At 42.0% G+C, this 19,032-nt stretch carries 17 protein-coding genes; 7 read left to right on the plus strand and 10 right to left on the minus strand.

Translation table 11 applies throughout. From position 1 onward, the window contains the following. Positions 1 to 33: 33 nt before the first annotated feature. The 3 genes from DXA54_RS13025 to DXA54_RS13035 are packed head-to-tail and all read left to right on the plus strand — an operon-like array spanning position 34 to position 3,470. Positions 34 to 1,026, plus strand: coding sequence for an HlyD family secretion protein (locus DXA54_RS13025; RefSeq protein WP_004297231.1), 993 nt, complete (start codon positions 34 to 36; stop codon positions 1,024 to 1,026). A 2-nt stretch (positions 1,027 to 1,028) separates the two neighbouring features. Continuing rightward, the gene (locus DXA54_RS13030) at positions 1,029 to 2,210 is read left to right on the plus strand and encodes an ABC transporter permease (protein WP_120079659.1); all 1,182 of its coding nucleotides are present in this window, start codon (positions 1,029 to 1,031) and stop codon (positions 2,208 to 2,210) included. Continuing rightward, positions 2,211 to 3,470 (plus strand): ABC transporter permease, encoded by a 1,260-nt coding sequence (locus tag DXA54_RS13035; RefSeq protein ID WP_120079661.1) that lies wholly within the window; start codon positions 2,211 to 2,213, stop codon positions 3,468 to 3,470. Between the two features lie 154 nt (positions 3,471 to 3,624). Here DXA54_RS13035 and DXA54_RS13040 read toward each other — a convergent pair whose 3' ends face one another. Then, positions 3,625 to 4,194 (minus strand): porin family protein, encoded by a 570-nt coding sequence (locus DXA54_RS13040; RefSeq protein WP_004314733.1) that lies wholly within the window; start codon positions 4,192 to 4,194, stop codon positions 3,625 to 3,627. Positions 4,195 to 4,592: 398 nt separating this feature from the next. Between DXA54_RS13040 and DXA54_RS13045 the strand changes: the two genes are divergently transcribed. From DXA54_RS13045 to DXA54_RS13055, 3 genes are all read left to right on the plus strand, one after another. Beyond that, positions 4,593 to 4,958, plus strand: coding sequence for a BlaI/MecI/CopY family transcriptional regulator (locus DXA54_RS13045; RefSeq protein WP_004305524.1), 366 nt, complete (start codon positions 4,593 to 4,595; stop codon positions 4,956 to 4,958). An 18-nt stretch (positions 4,959 to 4,976) separates the two neighbouring features. Beyond that, a complete protein-coding gene (locus tag DXA54_RS13050) occupies positions 4,977 to 6,794 on the plus strand; it encodes a M56 family metallopeptidase (RefSeq protein WP_120079663.1) in 1,818 nt (605 codons plus the stop codon). 189 nt (positions 6,795 to 6,983) lie between these two features. Beyond that, positions 6,984 to 8,897, plus strand: coding sequence for a TlpA family protein disulfide reductase (locus DXA54_RS13055; protein ID WP_120079665.1), 1,914 nt, complete (start codon positions 6,984 to 6,986; stop codon positions 8,895 to 8,897). A gap of 307 nt (positions 8,898 to 9,204) precedes the next feature. Here the strand turns inward: DXA54_RS13055 and DXA54_RS13060 are convergent, their stop codons facing one another. From DXA54_RS13060 to mnmA, 8 genes are all read right to left on the minus strand, one after another. Then, on the minus strand, positions 9,205 to 10,305 hold the full coding sequence (locus DXA54_RS13060) for an Mrp/NBP35 family ATP-binding protein (protein ID WP_004297220.1): 1,101 nt from the start codon (positions 10,303 to 10,305) through the stop codon (positions 9,205 to 9,207). A 90-nt stretch (positions 10,306 to 10,395) separates the two neighbouring features. Further along, a complete protein-coding gene (gene trmB, locus DXA54_RS13065) occupies positions 10,396 to 11,154 on the minus strand; it encodes a tRNA (guanosine(46)-N7)-methyltransferase TrmB (RefSeq protein ID WP_008650470.1) in 759 nt (252 codons plus the stop codon). A gap of 112 nt (positions 11,155 to 11,266) precedes the next feature. After that, positions 11,267 to 11,890: a DUF975 family protein gene (locus DXA54_RS13070; RefSeq protein ID WP_004297218.1), complete on the minus strand. Its 624-nt coding sequence runs from the start codon at positions 11,888 to 11,890 to the stop codon at positions 11,267 to 11,269. 45 nt (positions 11,891 to 11,935) lie between these two features. After that, positions 11,936 to 12,982: a branched-chain amino acid aminotransferase gene (locus tag DXA54_RS13075; RefSeq protein ID WP_080564509.1), complete on the minus strand. Its 1,047-nt coding sequence runs from the start codon at positions 12,980 to 12,982 to the stop codon at positions 11,936 to 11,938. 24 nt (positions 12,983 to 13,006) lie between these two features. Then, the gene (gene xseB, locus DXA54_RS13080; protein WP_004297216.1) at positions 13,007 to 13,216 is read right to left on the minus strand and encodes an exodeoxyribonuclease VII small subunit; all 210 of its coding nucleotides are present in this window, start codon (positions 13,214 to 13,216) and stop codon (positions 13,007 to 13,009) included. A gap of 60 nt (positions 13,217 to 13,276) precedes the next feature. Further along, on the minus strand, positions 13,277 to 14,566 hold the full coding sequence (xseA, locus tag DXA54_RS13085) for an exodeoxyribonuclease VII large subunit (RefSeq protein ID WP_165863243.1): 1,290 nt from the start codon (positions 14,564 to 14,566) through the stop codon (positions 13,277 to 13,279). Between the two features lie 12 nt (positions 14,567 to 14,578). Then, positions 14,579 to 15,946: a S8 family peptidase gene (locus DXA54_RS13090; protein ID WP_120079667.1), complete on the minus strand. Its 1,368-nt coding sequence runs from the start codon at positions 15,944 to 15,946 to the stop codon at positions 14,579 to 14,581. A gap of 24 nt (positions 15,947 to 15,970) precedes the next feature. Further along, a complete protein-coding gene (mnmA, locus tag DXA54_RS13095; protein ID WP_120079669.1) occupies positions 15,971 to 17,056 on the minus strand; it encodes a tRNA 2-thiouridine(34) synthase MnmA in 1,086 nt (361 codons plus the stop codon). A gap of 110 nt (positions 17,057 to 17,166) precedes the next feature. Between mnmA and DXA54_RS13100 the strand changes: the two genes are divergently transcribed. Continuing rightward, positions 17,167 to 18,030: a hypothetical protein gene (locus DXA54_RS13100; RefSeq protein ID WP_008776696.1), complete on the plus strand. Its 864-nt coding sequence runs from the start codon at positions 17,167 to 17,169 to the stop codon at positions 18,028 to 18,030. On the opposite strand, the gene DXA54_RS13105 is transcribed toward DXA54_RS13100, so the two are convergent. Then, positions 18,020 to 19,027 carry a metallophosphoesterase family protein gene (locus DXA54_RS13105; RefSeq protein WP_004297211.1) on the minus strand — a complete coding sequence of 336 codons (1,008 nt, stop codon included), beginning with the start codon at positions 19,025 to 19,027 and terminating at the stop codon, positions 18,020 to 18,022. The two genes, DXA54_RS13100 and DXA54_RS13105, sit on opposite strands and share 11 nt — an antisense overlap. Positions 19,028 to 19,032: the final 5 nt, after the last annotated feature.

The following is a 19,032-nucleotide window of genomic DNA, read 5'->3' on the forward strand; positions in this document are numbered from 1 at the left end:
ATCACAATCCATAAATCATAATTCATAAATCATATGGCACCTATAAAATCACAAAACAGCAATATGCTTCTTGCATTCCTTACTCTGTTGGGAGTTATTGCAATCGTTGCAGTCGTTGGTTTCTTCATGCTCCGCAAAGGTCCTGAAATTATACAGGGACAGGCTGAAGTTACCGAATATCGCGTTTCAAGTAAAGTTCCGGGACGTATACTGGAATTTCGCGTGAAAGAAGGCCAAAGTGTCAATGCCGGGGATACGCTGGCCATTTTGGAAGCTCCTGACGTGGTAGCAAAAATGGAACAGGCACGGGCTGCTGAAGCTGCCGCACAGGCACAAAACGCAAAAGCAATCAAAGGCGCGCGTGAGGAACAAATCCAGGCGGCTTATGAAATGTGGCAAAAAGCCCAGGCAGGCGTTACCATTGCCGAGAAATCATATCAACGCATCAAGAATCTCTACGAACAGGGAGTGATGCCTGCACAGAAACTGGATGAAGTGACTGCGCAACGGGACGCAAGTATTGCAACAGAGAAAGCTGCCAAAGCACAATATACCATGGCGAAGAATGGAGCGGAACGTGAAGATAAGATGGCTGCGGAAGCTTTGGTAAACCGGGCGAAAGGAGCTGTTGCCGAAGTTGAATCGTATATTAAGGAGACTTATCTCATTGCTCCGGCTGCCGGGGAAGTTTCTGAAATATTCCCGAAGGTAGGCGAATTGGTTGGTACCGGTGCTCCTATCATGAATATCGCTGAACTCAACGATATGTGGGTAACATTCAATGTACGCGAAGATTTGCTCAAGAACCTGACGATGGGGTCGGAGTTCGAAGCTATCATTCCTGCTCTGGATAATAAAAAGATCCAGCTCAAAGTATATTATCTGAAAGACTTAGGCACTTATGCTGCCTGGAAAGCAACCAAAACGACCGGACAATTTGATCTGAAAACATTCGAGGTGAAAGCTTCCCCGGTAGAGAAAGTGGAAAATCTCCGTCCGGGTATGTCTGTTATCATTGACAAGTAACCATGAAAGAGAGAGAAAAGAAATATATAGCTTTGTGGCAGGTTATGCAAAGAGAGTGCCGGCGATTGGTATCACGCCCGCTCTATCTCTTCTGTATGGTCATTGCCCCGCTGTTTTGTTATATATTCTTCACCACTTTAATGGATTCGGGGCTTCCCAAGGATCTTCCTGCGGGAGTGGTGGACATGGATGATTCGTCTACTTCCCGTAATATTGTCCGCAATCTGGATGCTTTTTCGCAGACAGGGGTTGTAGCTCATTACAGCAATGTAACAGATGCGCGTATTGCCATGCAGGAGGGAAAAATCTACGGGTTCTTCTATCTCCCCAAGGGTTTATCGGCAGAGGCACAAAGCCAACGGCAGCCAACGATCTCTTTCTATACCAATTACTCATACCTGATTGCAGGCTCTCTATTGTTCAGGGATATGAAAATGATGGGAGAACTCACCTCCGGAGCTGCAGCCCGGACGATGCTGTATGCCAAAGGTGCGACAGAGAATCAGGCTATGGCTTATCTGCAACCGATCGTAATTGATACACACCCACTAAATAATCCGTGGCTGAACTATTCGGTATACTTATGTAATACACTGATACCGGGAGTACTCATGCTATTAATATTTATGGTTACCGTTTATTCAATCGGTGTGGAAATCAAGGATCGCACTGCCCGCGAATGGCTACGAATGAGTAACAACTCCATTTACATTGCATTGGCAGGAAAACTGCTTCCCCACACAATAGTCTTTTTCATTATGGGTATATTTTATAATGTATACCTGTATGGATTTCTGCATTTTCCTTGCAACAGCGGCATATTCCCGATGATATTCGCCACACTGTGTCTCGTACTAGCATCTCAATGTTGTGGTATTGTTATGGTAGGAACTCTGCCGACTCTACGACTCGGATTAAGTTTTGCTTCCCTGTGGGGAGTCATATCGTTCTCCATTTCCGGTTTTTCATTCCCGGTCATGGCTATGCATCCTGTTCTACAGGCTTTGAGTAATCTATTCCCGTTGCGGCATTATTTCCTGATTTACGTCGATCAAGCACTCAACGGATATAGTATGGCTTACTCATGGACCAACTATATGGCACTATTAATATTTATGATGCTCCCCTTCTTTGTGGTTCATCGCCTGAAGGAAGCATTGGTTTACTATAAATATATACCCTAAATGAAAGATATAAAATTAAAAGACAAGATAGCCCAAGGCATCAATGACCTGTTTTATATCTGGAAGCGGGAGTTTCAGACAACTTTCCGCGACCAGGGGGTGCTGATATTTTTCATACTCGTCCCATTAGGTTATCCGTTGTTGTATAGTTTCATTTATGACAACGAAGTAGTGCGTGAAGTTCCTGCCGTTGTTGTAGACGATTCACATTCATCTCTTAGTCGTGAATATCTCCGTAAGGTAGATGCCACACCCGATATTCAAATCGTCTCTTACTGTGCTGATATGGAAGAAGCCAAACAAATGCTAAAGAACCGGCGTGCGTATGGTATCATTTATATCCCTTCGGATTTCAGCGACAATATTGCCAAAGGAAAACAGACACAAGTCAGTATCTATTGCGACATGAGCGGATTGTTATACTATAAATCGATGCTTCTTGCCAACACTGCCGTTTCTCTGGATATGAACAGGGATATCAAAATTGCACGTAGCGGAAACACGACCGACCGTCAGGATGAAATCACTGCTTATCCGATAGAATATGAAGAAATCTCCATCTTCAACCCCACTGCCGGGTTCGCCGCTTTCCTGATTCCTGCTGTATTGGTATTGATTATCCAACAGACATTATTGCTCGGCATCGGTCTCGCTGCAGGAACTGCTCGTGAGAACAACAGATTTAAGGATCTTGTACCTATTAATCGTCACTATAGCGGGACGTTACGAATTGTATTAGGAAAAGGATTGAGTTATTTCCTAGTTTATATATTGGTAGCTTTCTACGTACTTTATGTCGTTCCAAGATTGTTTAGCCTCAACCAAATTGGGCAACCCAGTTCATTAATATTATTCGTTGTCCCCTATCTTGCGGCTTGTATCTTCTTTGCGATGACAGCTTCTATTGCCATTCGCAATCGGGAAACGTGTATGCTGATTTTTGTATTCACATCAGTCCCCCTGTTATTTATTTCAGGAATTTCCTGGCCGGGAGCAGCTATTCCTCCGTTTTGGAAGTATGTATCCTACATCTTCCCCTCAACGTTTGGAATTAACGGCTTTGTAAAAATCAACAATATGGGAGCCACTCTTAGTGAAGTAGCTTTTGAATATAAGGCTTTGTGGTTGCAAGCCGGCATTTATTTCCTGACCACCTGTTGGGTATACCGCTGGCAAATACTGATGAGTCGCAAACATGCAATAGAGAGATACAAAGAATTAAAAGAGAAAGCAAACTTATCCAAGCAGATAAGTGATTAATGAGTAAGAATTACAAGAGAGAGAATTAACGGTGTATCCTTTCAATGGGATATGCCGTTTTTCTTTTTATTAATAAGGATATAAAAAAATCCCCCGTTCCAAGAGAGTATAGAACGAGGGATTTTAGAGATATTATAAAGAGAGTATAATAAGTTTAGAACTTGTAACCTACGCCAATAGAGAAGTTCATGTTCTTCGGTGCACCGTCACCATCAGCCAATTTAGCCAAACCAAATTCTCCTGATAAGTCAATAAAGAATTTATTAATTTCATAAGCAACGCCTACACCGAGACCTGCATCAAATCTTTTTGCTCCAAATTGATCATCACCGTCACCAAAGAAATCAATTTTTTCATCACCAATTTTACACTTACCAGCAATACCAAATGCAAAATAAGGACCAGCTTTCACTACAATATTCTGGTTATCAGCAATTGCAAATCTTGCAGCAGCCAATACCGGAATCTCCAAATACATTGGATTCATTTTCACTTCATCCTGTTTAGCACCTTTTTGAGTGAACATCAACGAAGGTTGAATAGACCACATATCAGAGAACTGATATTCCATGCCAACGCCTACATTGAATCCAATCCTCATGTCAGTATCCATATCCCCAGTAAAGTTACTCATGTTCATACCAACTTTGGCATTCCAAGAAATCTGAGAATAAGAAACGATAGAAACAAGTGCAAATAGCACAAAAATCAAACCTTTTTTCATATCATTCATTTTTTAGTTTGCCTTCCTCTTCCCTTTGGTTGGCATTGTTAGTTAATAGTTCTGTTTGAAGTGTGGGGAATTATTCGCAACCGATTAAAGTATTGAAACGCACTCTTCCGTATTTAACGTATGTTTTGTAGCCGCAAATATATTTCATTTATTTTATATAAAAAAATCCGACACACTCTATTTTTTGCATAAATGTTATTAAAGTGTGACTATTTAGATAAAAATAATGCTCATCCTGTCTTTTTTTATGCTTAAATATTTTCCACGCAATAAGACTATTAAAATATTCTTGCAAGATTTATACATTTACAATTATTAACCGACTAGCTATTGCTTGCTTACGAAATATTCGTAGATTTGCGAAGTATTCGTAATTAAACAACATCTCCATGGAAAAGTTAACTATACAAGAAGAAGAAGTAATGATCTACATTTGGGAGTTACAATGCTGTTTCGTAAAAGACATTGTTGCAAAGTATACGCAACCGGCACCTCCTTATACCACAGTAGCATCTATCGTAAAAAACCTCGAGCGGAAAGGATATGTCACACCGAAACGTGTGGGTAATACCTACCAATATACTCCTGCCATTCGCGAAAATGAATATAAACGCCATTTTATGAGTGGCGTAGTTCGTAACTACTTTGAGAACTCTTACAAAGAAATGGTTTCTTTCTTTGCCAAAGACCAGAAAATTTCGACCGATGATCTCAAAGATATTATCGAACTCATTGAAAAAGGAAAAGAAAATTAATAGAAAACATTCATCACCATGACTCCGGAACTAGCTTATTTTCTAAAGATAAATGTAGCGATAGCTCTGTTCTATGCATTCTATCGGTTGTTTTTTCATAAAGACACCTTCTTCCATTGGCGTAGGATGGCTTTGCTATGTTTCTTTGCCATCTCCATGCTTTATCCTTTACTGAATATTCAGGGATGGATAAAAGCTCACGAACCGATGGTGGCAATGGCAGATCTTTATGCAACCATCATCCTTCCGGAGCAAGTAGTTACTCCTTTACAAGAGCCTGCAATGAACTGGCAAGAGTTTATCATGCAGCTCGCGAAAGTTATCTATTGGAGCGGAATGTTATTACCAGCCACACGTTTCTTTGTACAACTGGGTAGCATCATCCGGTTACACTTCCAATGCTCAAAAAGCAAGATACAAGGAGTACGCGTACATCTATTAAAGAAAAAAACCTGCCCTTTTTCTTTCTTCCACTGGATATTCATACACCCACAATCACATACGGAATCTGAAATCAGTGAAATTATTACTCATGAAGAGACCCACGCCCGTCAATACCATTCGGTAGACGTGCTTATCAGCGAGATAATGTGTATCTTTTGCTGGTTCAATCCATTTATCTGGCTGATGAAACGGGAAGTCAGAGGAAACCTCGAATACATGGCAGATCACCGTGTATTAGAGACGGGGCATGATAGTAAATCATACCAGTACCATTTGTTGGGACTGGCACATCACAAGGCTGCAGCAAATTTATCAAATAGTTTCAATGTTTTACCACTCAAAAATCGTATTAAAATGATGAATAAACGAAGAACGAAAGAAATAGGAAGGACAAAATATCTGATGTTTCTTCCCTTGGCTGCTATCTTAATGATTGTCAGTAACATCGAAATGGTAGCACGTACCACTGAAAAATTTGCCAAAGAAATGATGGGACAAGCAACAAAAGAAGTTGCCATGCAAGCTGAAACTACGGATATTCCGGAACTTCCTACAGAAGATATTCAAGGAACTACACTTCCACGGGATAAGCAAGAAAAGGAAATGGTGGAAACTCAAATCAAAAGTGTACCAGATTCCGTTGTCTTCCAGGTTGTAGAAGAAATGCCGGATTTTCCGAGAGGAGTACAGGCACTGATGGACTACTTATCGAAGAACGTCAGATATCCGGCTGAAGCACATGCAATCGGTGCACAAGGACGTGTGATTGTAAGCTTTACTGTCAAAAAGGACGGAAGCATAGCCGATACGAAAGTGGAGCGAAGTGTCAATCCGTATCTCGACAAGGAAGCCATGCGTGTAATTGCCGCCATGCCCAAATGGAAACCCGGCAAACAAAGGGGGGAAGCAGTGAACGTGAAATTTACAGTTCCTGTTGCTTTCCGGCTATCCGGTCCTGAACTTCCCAAAGCAGAAGAAGTAAAGCAGTCCGACATGGATGAAGTAGTGGTGGTGGGCTATGCTGCAAAAGATGATCCAACTCCAGAGGGAGGCAGTGTAAAAGGAGAAAATGAAGACGAAGTATTCACCATGGTAGAAGTAATGCCTAAATTTCCGGGAGGACAAGCCGGTCTGTTCCAATATCTGGCTAGAAGTATCAAATATCCCGTCATCGCTCAAAAAAGTAAGGAGCAAGGCAGAGTCATCATACAGATGGTTATTAGTAAAGACGGAAGTTTGTCGAATATCAAAGTCTTACGCAGTGTATCTCCGTCACTGGATGCAGAAGCCGTACGCGTAGTGGGTAATATGCCTAAATGGGAACCAGGAATGCAAAAAGGACAACCTGTTTCTGTCAAGTATACCATTCCTATCGTATTCAGGTTACAGTAATTTCTCTCTCCGGTGCCGCCCCCTTTCCTCATCGGTGAGGAACGGGGCGTTCATCGGTGGGAAACACCTTTCTCCCCGGAGCCGGATATATCCTTCTCCAGTACAAAAAAATCATTTCTTTTTTAGTTTTTTACAAGGATAGTTATAAAAAGATCCTTATATTTGTTCGTGTAATAAAACATTATTCACATGAAAAGATTCGTATGGATTATCGGTTTGATATTCTGCATAACCTGCACCATACAAGCCAAAGACAGAGTGATCGAGCGTCCTCCTTTTCTTGCATGGAGTTCCAATAGTATTGAGGTCGATAAAATTGTCATGAGTGATACAGTGACAACAGTGTATATAAAGGCTTTCTATCATCCTAAATATTGGATAAAAATAGCTACGGGCAGTTTCCTGAAAGACAACAATGGAATGCTTTATCCCATTCGAAGAGGAGTTGGAATCACATTAGATAAAGAGTTCTGGATGCCGGAATCAGGAGAAGCGGAATTCCAATTACAATTTCCTCCCATACCCGAAAATGTAACCAGTCTGGACTTCTCGGAAGGGGATTTTGACGGAGCATATAAGATATGGGGCATACAACTGGATAAGGACGCATTCTATAAACAGAAACTTCCCAAAGAAGCAGTCGTGCACAAAATAAATAAGAAAGCGATATTGCCGACTCCTAAGTTAGCCTATGGAACTGCCACCCTTAAAGGAAAAATACTAGACTATCAAAAAGAGATGATAAAGCAAGTGAAGATGCACATAGAAAGTCCTGCACTGAATATCCACAACGAACAGAATATCATAAAAATCAAGGAGGACGGCACTTTCCTGGCGGAAGTAAAGGTTGCATCTGTCACAAGCGTAGCATTGGAATTTCCTTTTGGTTGGATTGAATGTCTGATAGCTCCCAATGAAGAGACATCACTCATTATAAATACAAAGGAACTTTGCCGCAGACAAGCACATCTACAAAGAAAAGATAAAACGTATGGAGAGCCTGTATACTTCAATGGTTATCTGGCTAGCCTACAACAAGAATTAGCTTCAGTAGATATAGATATTGTATTAAAAAGCGTTTATTACATGGATATGTACAATGACATTGTCGGGAAAAGTGCAGATGAATATAAAGCTTATGTACTTGAGCGCCTTCCATCCGTTCGAAAAGAAATTGCGCAATCCCCATACAGCAATGCGTGCAAAGAGCTATTAAATATCCTGGTAGACCTGGATGCGACTGGCAAAATCGCCATGACAGAGAGAGAACTAAAATCTGCATATATTGCTGTTAACAAACTGAATAGAGAACAGACAGACGATTATTTTTATAATACCCACATCGATACTCCCAAAGGCTACTATGACATACTGAAGGAATTCAGTTCTATCAACACTCTTAAAGCTTTATACGGCAAATATTACGCGTCAACGATATATTTAATAAACTTTCTGCCGAATTCTTTAGATGTACTTAAAGAGACACTAAGAACGGGACAGGGACCTCTATTCGATAACATTAAATTTAATAAGCTATATCAATCCATTAAGGATTTTACCCCGTTAACAGCAGAACAGAATGTTGAATTAAAGACTTTTTCTTCCCCGGTATATGCAGAGATGCTTACTCAAGTTAACAAAGAGATAATAAAAAAGATAGAATTAAACAAAAGAAAGACAGGCTTCACTGTTAACGAGACTGGACAAGTCTCCAATGAAGATTTATTCCCATCCATTATCTCTAAATTCCGGGGACACACACTGTTAGTTGATTTTTGGGCAACATGGTGTGGCCCTTGTCGCACAGCTAATAAAGCCATCACCCCAATGAAAGAGGAATTAAAAGACAAGGATATTATCTACCTCTACATCACAGGCGAAACTTCCCCCAAAGGTACCTGGGAAAACATGATTACCGATATTCATGGTGAGCATTTCCGTGTGACAAATGAGCAATGGAGCTTTCTAATGTCCAACTTCAATATCCGAGGAGTTCCCACTTATTTTGTTGTTGATCCGGAGGGTAATATCACCTTCAAACAAACTGGATTTCCCGGAGTAGACACCATGAAAAAAGAACTCATGAAAGCTTTGAATAAATAATTCAAACGTAAAAAATAGATCAAGCAGAAATCGTTGTTGATATACGCCATAAATAAATGCAAGACTCCTGATTGATATAGAAAAAATAGTGACGGTATATGCTTAGGATAGTGACGGTATCGTTGTCATATACCGTCACTATTTATATTGGATAGCGTCACTATTTTGTAGAAGAGAATCCGCCAACAACGGATTCTATATGATCCTAATAAATAAACGAGCCTCCATAGTCTTTGAAAAGACTACAGAGGCTCGCTCTATATCCTATGGATAACTTACTGCAAAGCTATCCAACTCCAGATTCCATTTATTTATGCATTTCCACGATTTGAGTCGGAGCCATCTCTACATTCCGGCGATCTACCTGACGAACAACACTGGCAGCCAGGGATAAGAAAGCGCGTCCGGTCACGGAGTCTTCATCCAACGCAACGGGAGTACCATTATCTCCTCCTTCACAGATGCTTTGCACGATAGGAATCTGCCCCAACAAAGGAACATTCATTTCTTCAGCCAGTTTCTTGGCACCTTCTTTACCAAAGATATAGTATTTATTCTCGGGTAGTTCAGCGGGAGTAAACCAAGCCATATTCTCAACCAAACCGAGAATAGGTACATTTACCTTATCGTTGGTGAACATATTGATTCCCTTACGGGCATCTGCCAAAGCAACCGCTTGCGGAGTGCTGACAACAATCGCTCCTGTCATGGCTAATGTTTGAACAACCGTCAAATGAATGTCACTGGTTCCGGGAGGAAGGTCTATCAGGAAATAATCCAAATCTCCCCAGGCTGCATCAGCTATCAACTGTTTCAACGCATTACTTGCCATTCCGCCACGCCACAAAGTTGCCTGATCCGGATCGACAAAGAAACCGATAGACAATAATTTCACGCCATACTTCTCTACCGGAATAATCATGTCACGACCATCTATACGTTCAGCATAGGGGCGTGCATCCTCCACCTGAAACATCTTAGGCATGGAAGGACCGAAAATATCAGCATCGAGTAACCCAACCTTATAGCCTAATTTAGCCAAAGCAACTGCCAGGTTCGCAGACACCGTAGACTTACCTACTCCACCTTTACCGGAAGATATACCGACTATATTCTTCACTTGTGGAAGGAGCTTGCCAACTTCCGGACGAGCGGCTTGCTTACTCTCTGCTGTGATTGTTACCTGCACATCAGGAGAGACATACGTATGAATAGCTGTTTCCGCAGCTTTCAACATTGATTTCATAAACGGATCAGTCGGTTTCTCAAAGATCAATGAAAAGCTGACAGTCATACCATCAATACGGAGATTATCGGCAACCATCTCCGCTTCCACCAAATTCTTTCCCGTACCGGGATAACGCACCGTTGCCAATGCATCCAATATCAATTTAGGATAGAGAGTCATTTTATTTACTATTTGACGATTTACAAATTACTATTTAAAGTCACTATTCAGATGGCTGCCGGTTCACTTTAGGGTGATTGTCCCGGCAAGCTATTTGCTTGTGCTTAGACCGCTACGCTTGCTGCGGTTGTAGCTACGATAGGGATCAAGCTCTATTTCTACATCCGGCTCTTGCAGTTTACCTTCCTGCGGAAGCCGGAATTTGATATACTTTATATCTAAACCACGATCCAGCCATTGTTGTTCATAATAGGTTTTAATACCGAGAATATTATCTACCAGATCAGAATGATATAAATCTTCAGTCATAAACTCAACCGGAAGTTTGTTCGCCTCAATCATGTATTTTGTATAGGTAAACATAAAGTTGCTGTCCGTTTTCAGGTGGATAATACCATTCGGTTGCAAGAATTTGCGATACCTTTCCATAAAATAGGTAGAAGTCAGTCGCTTGGTTGCTTTCTTCATTTGCGGGTCAGAGAAGGTAAGCCATATTTCACTCACTTCGCCTTCAGCAAAAAAACGCTCGATGATTTCAATATTGGTACGCAGGAAAGCGACATTCTTCATTCCGGCCTGTAATGACTCCGTTGCTCCCGTCCACATACGGGCGCCTTTTATATCCACTGCTATAAAGTTCTTTTCGGGAAACATCTTACCCAGGCCAACAGTATACTCACCACGTCCGCAACCCAACTCGAGCACAATCGGATGATCGTTTTTAAAAAACTCCTTGTGCCATTTCCCTTTCATGTCAAAAGGCACGTTATCTACCGCCGAATAAGGATATTCGAACACGTGCGGATAACTCGCCATATCGGCAAACTTTTCTAATTTATTCTTTCCCATATCAATCCTGATTAGGTCGCAAAGGTACTGATTTTGAAGCAACCGACAAAAAGAAATGGAGCACAGATTTCTCTATGCTCCATTCTTCTATAGTACTGAATGATTCGTCTTATCAAATCTCAACATTCACTTCAACGTTTACCTCTACACTTCCACCTTGTTGGGCTTTCAAATCTTCATAGAAAGCTGCACGCGAAATAGCAACATACGGTTGCAGGAAAAGAAGTCCAATACCCAAAGTGAAAATACAAAGGATAGCCCAGCCAATGAAACTTAAATCAAGCATGAACAGCTTCATCTTGTTCCCTTCCATCATAGCCATACTTTTCTCAATAGCTGCATTGTTTTTCATTTCCGGTTCATCTTTCAAGATAAAAGATGTCATTGCATAAGAATAAGACTTAATGATACCCGGTATAACCAGCAACAGTGACCACAAAATTGTATAGACAGCCTGAAGCAACATAGTTACAAAAATACGTCCATAATCCTGGAAGCCTTCGAACAAAACACCAAAATCAATGTCTTTGCCTCTACATACGCCAAGCATTACAATAGTAAAGCCGTATGCAACCGGAAGTCCAACAAATAATGAACATAATCCGCCAATCACAGGAATAGCAGATAATCCACCGGCAATTGCTGAATAAATAAGTGCAGCAACGGCTGCCATAGGCCACTTTCCTCGAAGTGCCTCACGCGCCTGCGCACGTAGTTCTGAGTTTAGTTTTAACATAGTGAATAATATTAATTGATAAATGTGTTATTTCATAATATACAATTACTCTACAATCGTCACCCAGCCATGTGTATCCGGTTCGTCGCCATACTGGATTCCACGCAACTTATTGTACAATTTCGTACAGATAGGTCCCGGCTTGCCGTCTTTAGAAATCACATAAGATTTTCCATTTTCCAAATCATCGATACGCTGAATCGGGCTGATTACTGCGGCAGTACCACAAGCACCAGCTTCTTCAAATGTTTCCAGTTCTTCTTCCGGTATCGGACGGCGTTCCACTTTGATACCCATGTCTTCTGCCAACTGCATCAAGCTCTTATTGGTAATAGAAGGTAAGATAGAAGATGATTTCGGAGTGATATAAGTATTATCCTTAATACCGAAGAAGTTGGCAGCACCACATTCATCAATATATTTTTTTTCTTTTGCATCAAGGTAGAACTCGCAGGAATAGCCCAGATCATGTGCCTTCTTGTTAGCACGAAGACTGGCTGCATAGTTACCACCCACTTTATAAATACCTGTTCCATGAGGAGCGGCACGATCAAACTCACGAATGATAACGTACGGATTGGTAGAGAAACCACCTTTGAAATACGGACCTACCGGAGTTACGAACACTACAAACATATACTCTTCAGCAGGATGTACACCTACCTGGGCACTTGTTCCGATCAACAGCGGACGGATGTAAAGAGAAGCACCTGTTTCATAAGGAGGGATAAAACGTTCATTCAGTTTTACGACTTTCAAGATTGCTTCTTTAAACCGTTCTGTCGGAAGTTCTGCCATCAGGATTCCCTGGCAAGTAGATTGCAGACGGGCAGCGTTTTCTTCCAAACGGAAAATACGTACTTTACCATCTTTTCCACGGAATGCTTTCAGTCCTTCAAAGGCTTCCTGACCATAGTGTAAACAGGTTGCCGCCATGTGCAAATTGAGGTGTTCATCACTACTGACCTCTAATTCTCCCCATGCACCATTACGGAAGTTGATTCTCACATTGTAATCTGTCTTCATGTATCCGAACGACAGATTCGCCCAGTCTATTTCTTTCATATTGTTATGTATTAGTTTATTTTCCATTGCATTGAAACGCAAAAATAACTTTTATTCTTCAGATTGCCTCTTTTCTTGCAATAATTTTTCGACTTCCCGGTCGGCTTTTGTTAGTTTATCCTTGCAAAAGGCTATAATTTCATTGGCTTCTTTTATTTTCTCACTCAAAATGTCGATATCCAGTTCGTTATTATCTATCTGGCGAACGATCTTTTCAAGACGTTCCATTGCTTGGGAATATGTTTCTTTTTTTGCTGCCACGATGATTGATATTTAATGGTTAATAATGAATGTTTTTACAAATACACGTTTGACGGATAGCTACTTTTCTACTACCGATCGAACTTCTCCTTTCGATAGCCGGGTTATCAAATGCTCTCCCGGTTTCAGTAAAGAAGCATCCGTCACCGCTTTCCCATCCTTTATTGTAATACTATATCCCCGACTCAAAAGTTTATCCGGAGAAGCGTCCGCTATTCGTTGTTGCAAAAGTTCCAACCGGTGAGATTGACGGGCCACCAATGCTTTCGTCACCTGTGACAAATCTTTCTTTGCTGCCAGCAAAGAAAAACGGGCGTCCGCAAGTTTGCGATGAACAAGATTGGGAATACGGGTTTGAAGGGTTTCCAACCTCCGTCGTTCCAGATCAAGAAGCATATAAGCTCCCTGTTGAATCCGCATAGATAATTCTTCCAGATGCTCCGCGACTTCCGCCACCTGATGAATCAGGAGTTCGGCAGCAGCCGTAGGAGTTTTCACCCGGGTATGAGCCACGGAATCAAGCACTGTATCATCGCGTTCATGCCCAATACCGGTAATAATAGGTAATGGAAATTGCGCACATGCAGCTGCCAATAGATAAGTATCAAAGCCGGACAAATCGGAAGTAGCTCCACCGCCACGAATGATGACTACTACGTCAAATTCATTGATGCGGGCATTAATACGATCCAAAGCTGCCAACACAGATTCCTCCACCTGATTTCCCTGCATTAAAGCCGGAAAAAGCTCCGTATAAAAAAAGAACCCGCCCGAATTGTGCTGCAACTGATGACAGAAATCCCCATATCCGGCCGCAGTAGCCGAAGAAACGACAGCAATACGCTGGGGAAGAACCGGTATTTCAAGCTCTTTATTCAGCGTCAACACTCCCTCCTCTTCCAACTGCAATAATATTTCCCGACGGCGACGAGCCATATCTCCCAACGTATAAGCAGGATCAATATCAAGTACCGTCAGACTATAACCGTATAGCTCATGAAACTGAACTGTTACTTTCACCAACACCTTAATGCCGGAAGTAAATAGTTGCCCTGTGGTTTCCTCAAAATAAGGTTTCAACAAGCGGTAGATATTATTCCAAATCATACCGCGTGCCTTGGCTACGAGATTGTTGCTGCGAGGATCTTTCTGCACGAATTCCAGATAACAATGCCCTGTCGTATTGGAACGGACATCGCTCAACTCTGCCTGTATCCAATATTCATCGGGCAGGCATTGCTCCAGACTACGGCGCACGAGTGCATTCAGTTCTAAAAGAGAAAGCCTCTCCCTACCCTCTTCCAAAGAGGGTAAGTCAGATTGCTTCAACTTGTTTATAACGTTTATCATACAACAGTCACCTTATTTCTTTTCCTTGGAAGAAAAGTTTAGATAAGCCTTCCACAAATCGGGAATACCATATCCATATATGTTATCCGGGAAATCGGCTCTATCCCCCGATTGACGTACCAAATCAATAATCTGCTTCGCTGTCAGCTTCGGACAAGCCTGCCACAGACAAGCTATCATACCGCACATAATCGGAGAAGAGAAAGAAGTTCCGTTGGCACGGCGAAGATTACCATCCGTTCCCATCACATCCGAATTCAGACCGACAGCCACTACATCCGGTTTCACACGTCCGTCAGCCGTATTTCCAACAGAAGAAAACGGCGCCAGTTCTCCCCTTTTATTTACAGCTCCTACCGTTATTATATTCTCTGCGTCTCCCGGAGGAGTAATCTTCTTCCACGAACCTGCACCCGAATTTCCAGCGCTACAAACAACGACCATTCCTTTATCGGCTGCCTTCGCAGCTTCACGAGACATCAACGCATAATGACCATTCAAGTCACGATATCTATAATTCTTCGCAGGATCATCAAATGAGTAATATCCAAGCGATGTATTCACCAAATCCACTCCTACACTATCGGCAAACTCAATGGCTGCCGCCCAGTAATCCTGTTCTACCAGATTCTCCGAATATTCGTCCTCGCTACGCAACAACCAATAAGAAGCTTCAGGAGCTGTGCCAATCATCACATGCGGCTGATTCATGGCCATACAGGACAATACAGACATTCCATGACTGCTTTCCGCATAAATATCTGCCTCCGGATTCACAAAGTCACGCACCCCGAGAATATGAATATTTTTCATGGCGTCAATCTTATCTACATTATGGAATCCGGCATCAATCACGGCAATGGTCATTCCCTGTCCCTTAAAGCCCGCATCATGCAGAAGATCAACACGACTCATTGCCGCCTGTGTTATTGCAGGACCGTAAAGGCTATCGGTACGTACCGGTTTATTTATTAGCGAATCTCTTTGAAAGGCTCTTTGTGTGATACCTTTCCACACTCTTTCCGTGGAATGTACAAAAGGTAACTTTGCTATTTCGTCAATCAGAGTACTATCATTACAAGAAACAGTAACAAAATTATCCCATTTCCCCGTCACAAGTACATGAACCCCCGTCTTCCGTATAGCATCTACATATTTCTTGCAGACCGGCAAATCAGTGGAATCAATGGGTAATCCTTGTTTCTTTCTCCGTTCTATAGATTTCTTAGACAAATACTTTTCCGGTTTCTGCAAAGAATAGTCCGTAGCCGCTTTGTCTTTCAGACTAATCCGGTATTTTAAGGTATCTCCCGGAGTAAACTGGGCAAACACACCCAAATACATATTTAAAGCGAGAATCAATACTATAAACTTCTTCATAAGTTATCTTTCTATTTTAATCAATCATAATTCTTCATTTTCCATAATCACCAGCCCGATTCCTCTTTGGGAAGCAATGAAAGCTCCTCCCAGCACCCGTTTTCCATCATAAAACACAGCTGATTGTCCGGGAGCAATGGCCGAAGCTATTTCAAGGAAACGTATCAACAAACGTCCGTCTTCCAATCTTTTCACCCGGCAAGGAATCGGACGACTGCGATAACGAATCCGTACCGTCAGATTCTCACATCCGAACAATTCCCGTTCATCCACCATTTTATCCTGCTCCGCCAACATGTATTCAGTTTCCAGCTGGTCGGCATTTCCAAGCATCACCGTATTTTTCTGCGGATTGATTTTCAACACATAGGCAGGCTTTCCTAAAGCGATCTCCAATCCTTTTCGTTGGCCAATCGTATAATAAGGTGCTCCTTTATGCTTCCCAAGCTTCACTCCTTCAGAGTTGACAAACCATCCCGGTCCAATTTCACTATCCAGTTCGGGGCACTGCTCACGAAGAAAATCACGGTAATCCCCCTTGATAAAGCAGACTTCCATACTTTCTCCTTCTTTCGACTTTGCTTCATATCCTTTCTCTGCAAGATACTCACGAACCTTCACCTTCGTATAATCTCCCAACGGGAAAATACAACGTTTCAGCACATCCTGCCCCAATCTCCAGAGAAAATACGACTGGTCTTTCTTATCATCGTCTCCGGCTACTATATAAATATTTCCGCTTTTCTCTTCCAATCGTGAATAATGTCCGGTAGCCACCCATGCACAATTCAACTTATCCGCCCACTCCGTCAAAACACGGAACTTAAACAACGGATTACACATCACGCACGGATTCGGTGTACGCCCCTGCTTATATTCGTCTATGAAGTTTTTTACGATGGTTTCTTTAAAAGGAATACGTTCATCTGCTACATAATGTTCGATCCCCATCCGTTCAGCCAACCCCCTGGCATCCTGTGGTTCATCTCCCCACACGCGCATGGTAACCCCTACAATCTCGTATCCTTGTTCCTGCAGCATCAAGCAAGTAGCGGTGCTGTCTATGCCACCACTCATACCTACCAATACTCTCTTATTTCGTTCTTCCATTCGAATTTTGAAAATTTACATGGATACAAATGTACGAGATTTCAAAGAGAAAAGTTGCTTTTCTGAAAGAAAATCCTTATATTTGAAATATACCAAAAGCGAGAACAATTATGGCTAACCCCAGATTACCGGGCATTTCCGAAAACGAGCAAGCCTTATTGTATGCCAAATTGAATGAGTACAACCGAGGCAGAGCCTCTTTTAAAGAGGTAGGAGTCTACCTGGTGGTGTTGCCCCGACCGGGGAAACCAAATTATTCCCTTTGGCTGTACTCTCCCCTGCTCGAAAAGCAATCCATTCTTTATATACATGACCTGTCACCAGACATCAACGAATCCCTGCGGATGGCCAGCACGATGTTTTATTATTCGAAGCGTTGCATCATCCTGGTAGATTACAATGAGAAAAGAATGCAGAGTAACGGTGACGATCTTATCTTCTTCGGAAAATACCGGGGACATTTTCTACATGAAATCCTCAAAATAGATCCCGCCTACCTAAGTTGGGTAGCATACAAATTCATTCCCAAAATACCGAAACAGGAACGTTTCGTCAAAATAGCACAAGCTTATCATTCCATACACCTGGATATAATGATAAGAAAATCGAGGGAGAAGCGTTCATCCAGCCGTTATCTGGGAGAATTAGGAGAAAAGCTGACAGACTTAAAATTAAAAGTCACCCGGGTAAGATTGGAAGACGATCCGTACAAAACAAGAGTGAACGGCACTACCCCACAGTTTTTTGTCAAGCAGGTACTGACTTTGACCGATGCCAGTGGAAATTTAGTCACCATGAGTATTCCATCAAAAAATCCCAGTGCGGTTTCATGCACTCTATCCGGGATAGAACATGAATACCGACTGGGAGATATTATCTACGTTGCATCGGCGAAAGTATCGCGCCGATACGAAAGCTATGGTTCAAAATACACGCGCCTTAGCCATGTGAAGTTCGCAAGTCTCAACGTTTAGTCCAATCGTCTTTGACAAAACTTGCCGGATAAGAGATTTTATCCACCACACCGTCTTTCTGACGAATCCAGGATGTGAATGTACGGGCACCCTCATCCAATACGATGATACGCGCACCATTCGGCAAATGGTTATATTCCGTATTTCCACCGGTAAAGCGTCCATAAGCCAGAAGTATATCTTTCCACATCACTGCATAGTCATTATCGTGGTCGTGTCCTACAAACATACCCATCACATCACCAGCTTCTTTCATCGCTGCAAACATTCCTGTATTCAATTTAGGCGCACAAGCTTCCTCCATACGAGTTCCACGAAGAATTGCATTTTCGCTACGGGCAGCTTCATTGTATTCAGGAAGAGGAATATGGAAAAAAGCAAGAGCCGGCAGAGGCTGTCCGCCGTTTTGCACTTTATAAGCCGCACTCTGTTGACGATACCAATTTATCTGGTCGAATGTAAGCCATGCATACCCCTTCACATCTTTCAAAGGAGAATAAGAGTGAGAATCCATGCAATATAGCAAAGCAGCATCCTTCTTTAGATTGGAAGACGATTTCACTGTCAACACATAATCCGGCGACAAAACTGTTCCGCGATCAGGCAATAAATTGCCGGGAACTTGACGGATGATATCATATAACTGTTCCCGTGTCATTCCCTGTTCATTGTCATGGTTACCAAAAGTGACCACAAAAGGTAGTTTACGTTTAACTACCGGTTCCAGTACCTGCAACATTCCGGAATCCGCCGGAGCAGAATAAACAACATCACCGGTAAATATCACCAAATCCGGACGTTCGTCATCAAGCACCTGATTAATACGTTCCAGAGCTATATCTGAAGCCCGATTTCCATATTTAAAATGCACATCGGTAAATTGCACAATCTTGAATTTACCATCTTTGCTAAATTTCAGTTCACTCTTCTGAGCCATACAAAAAGTCGTTACCAATAAGAAGGCAAGTGTTAAGTAAATTTTAAAAAGACGAATCATAATTA

This window comes from Bacteroides sp. OF03-11BH, from assembly GCF_003604005.1.
Taxonomy (GTDB): Bacteria; Bacteroidota; Bacteroidia; order Bacteroidales; family Bacteroidaceae; genus Bacteroides; species Bacteroides ovatus.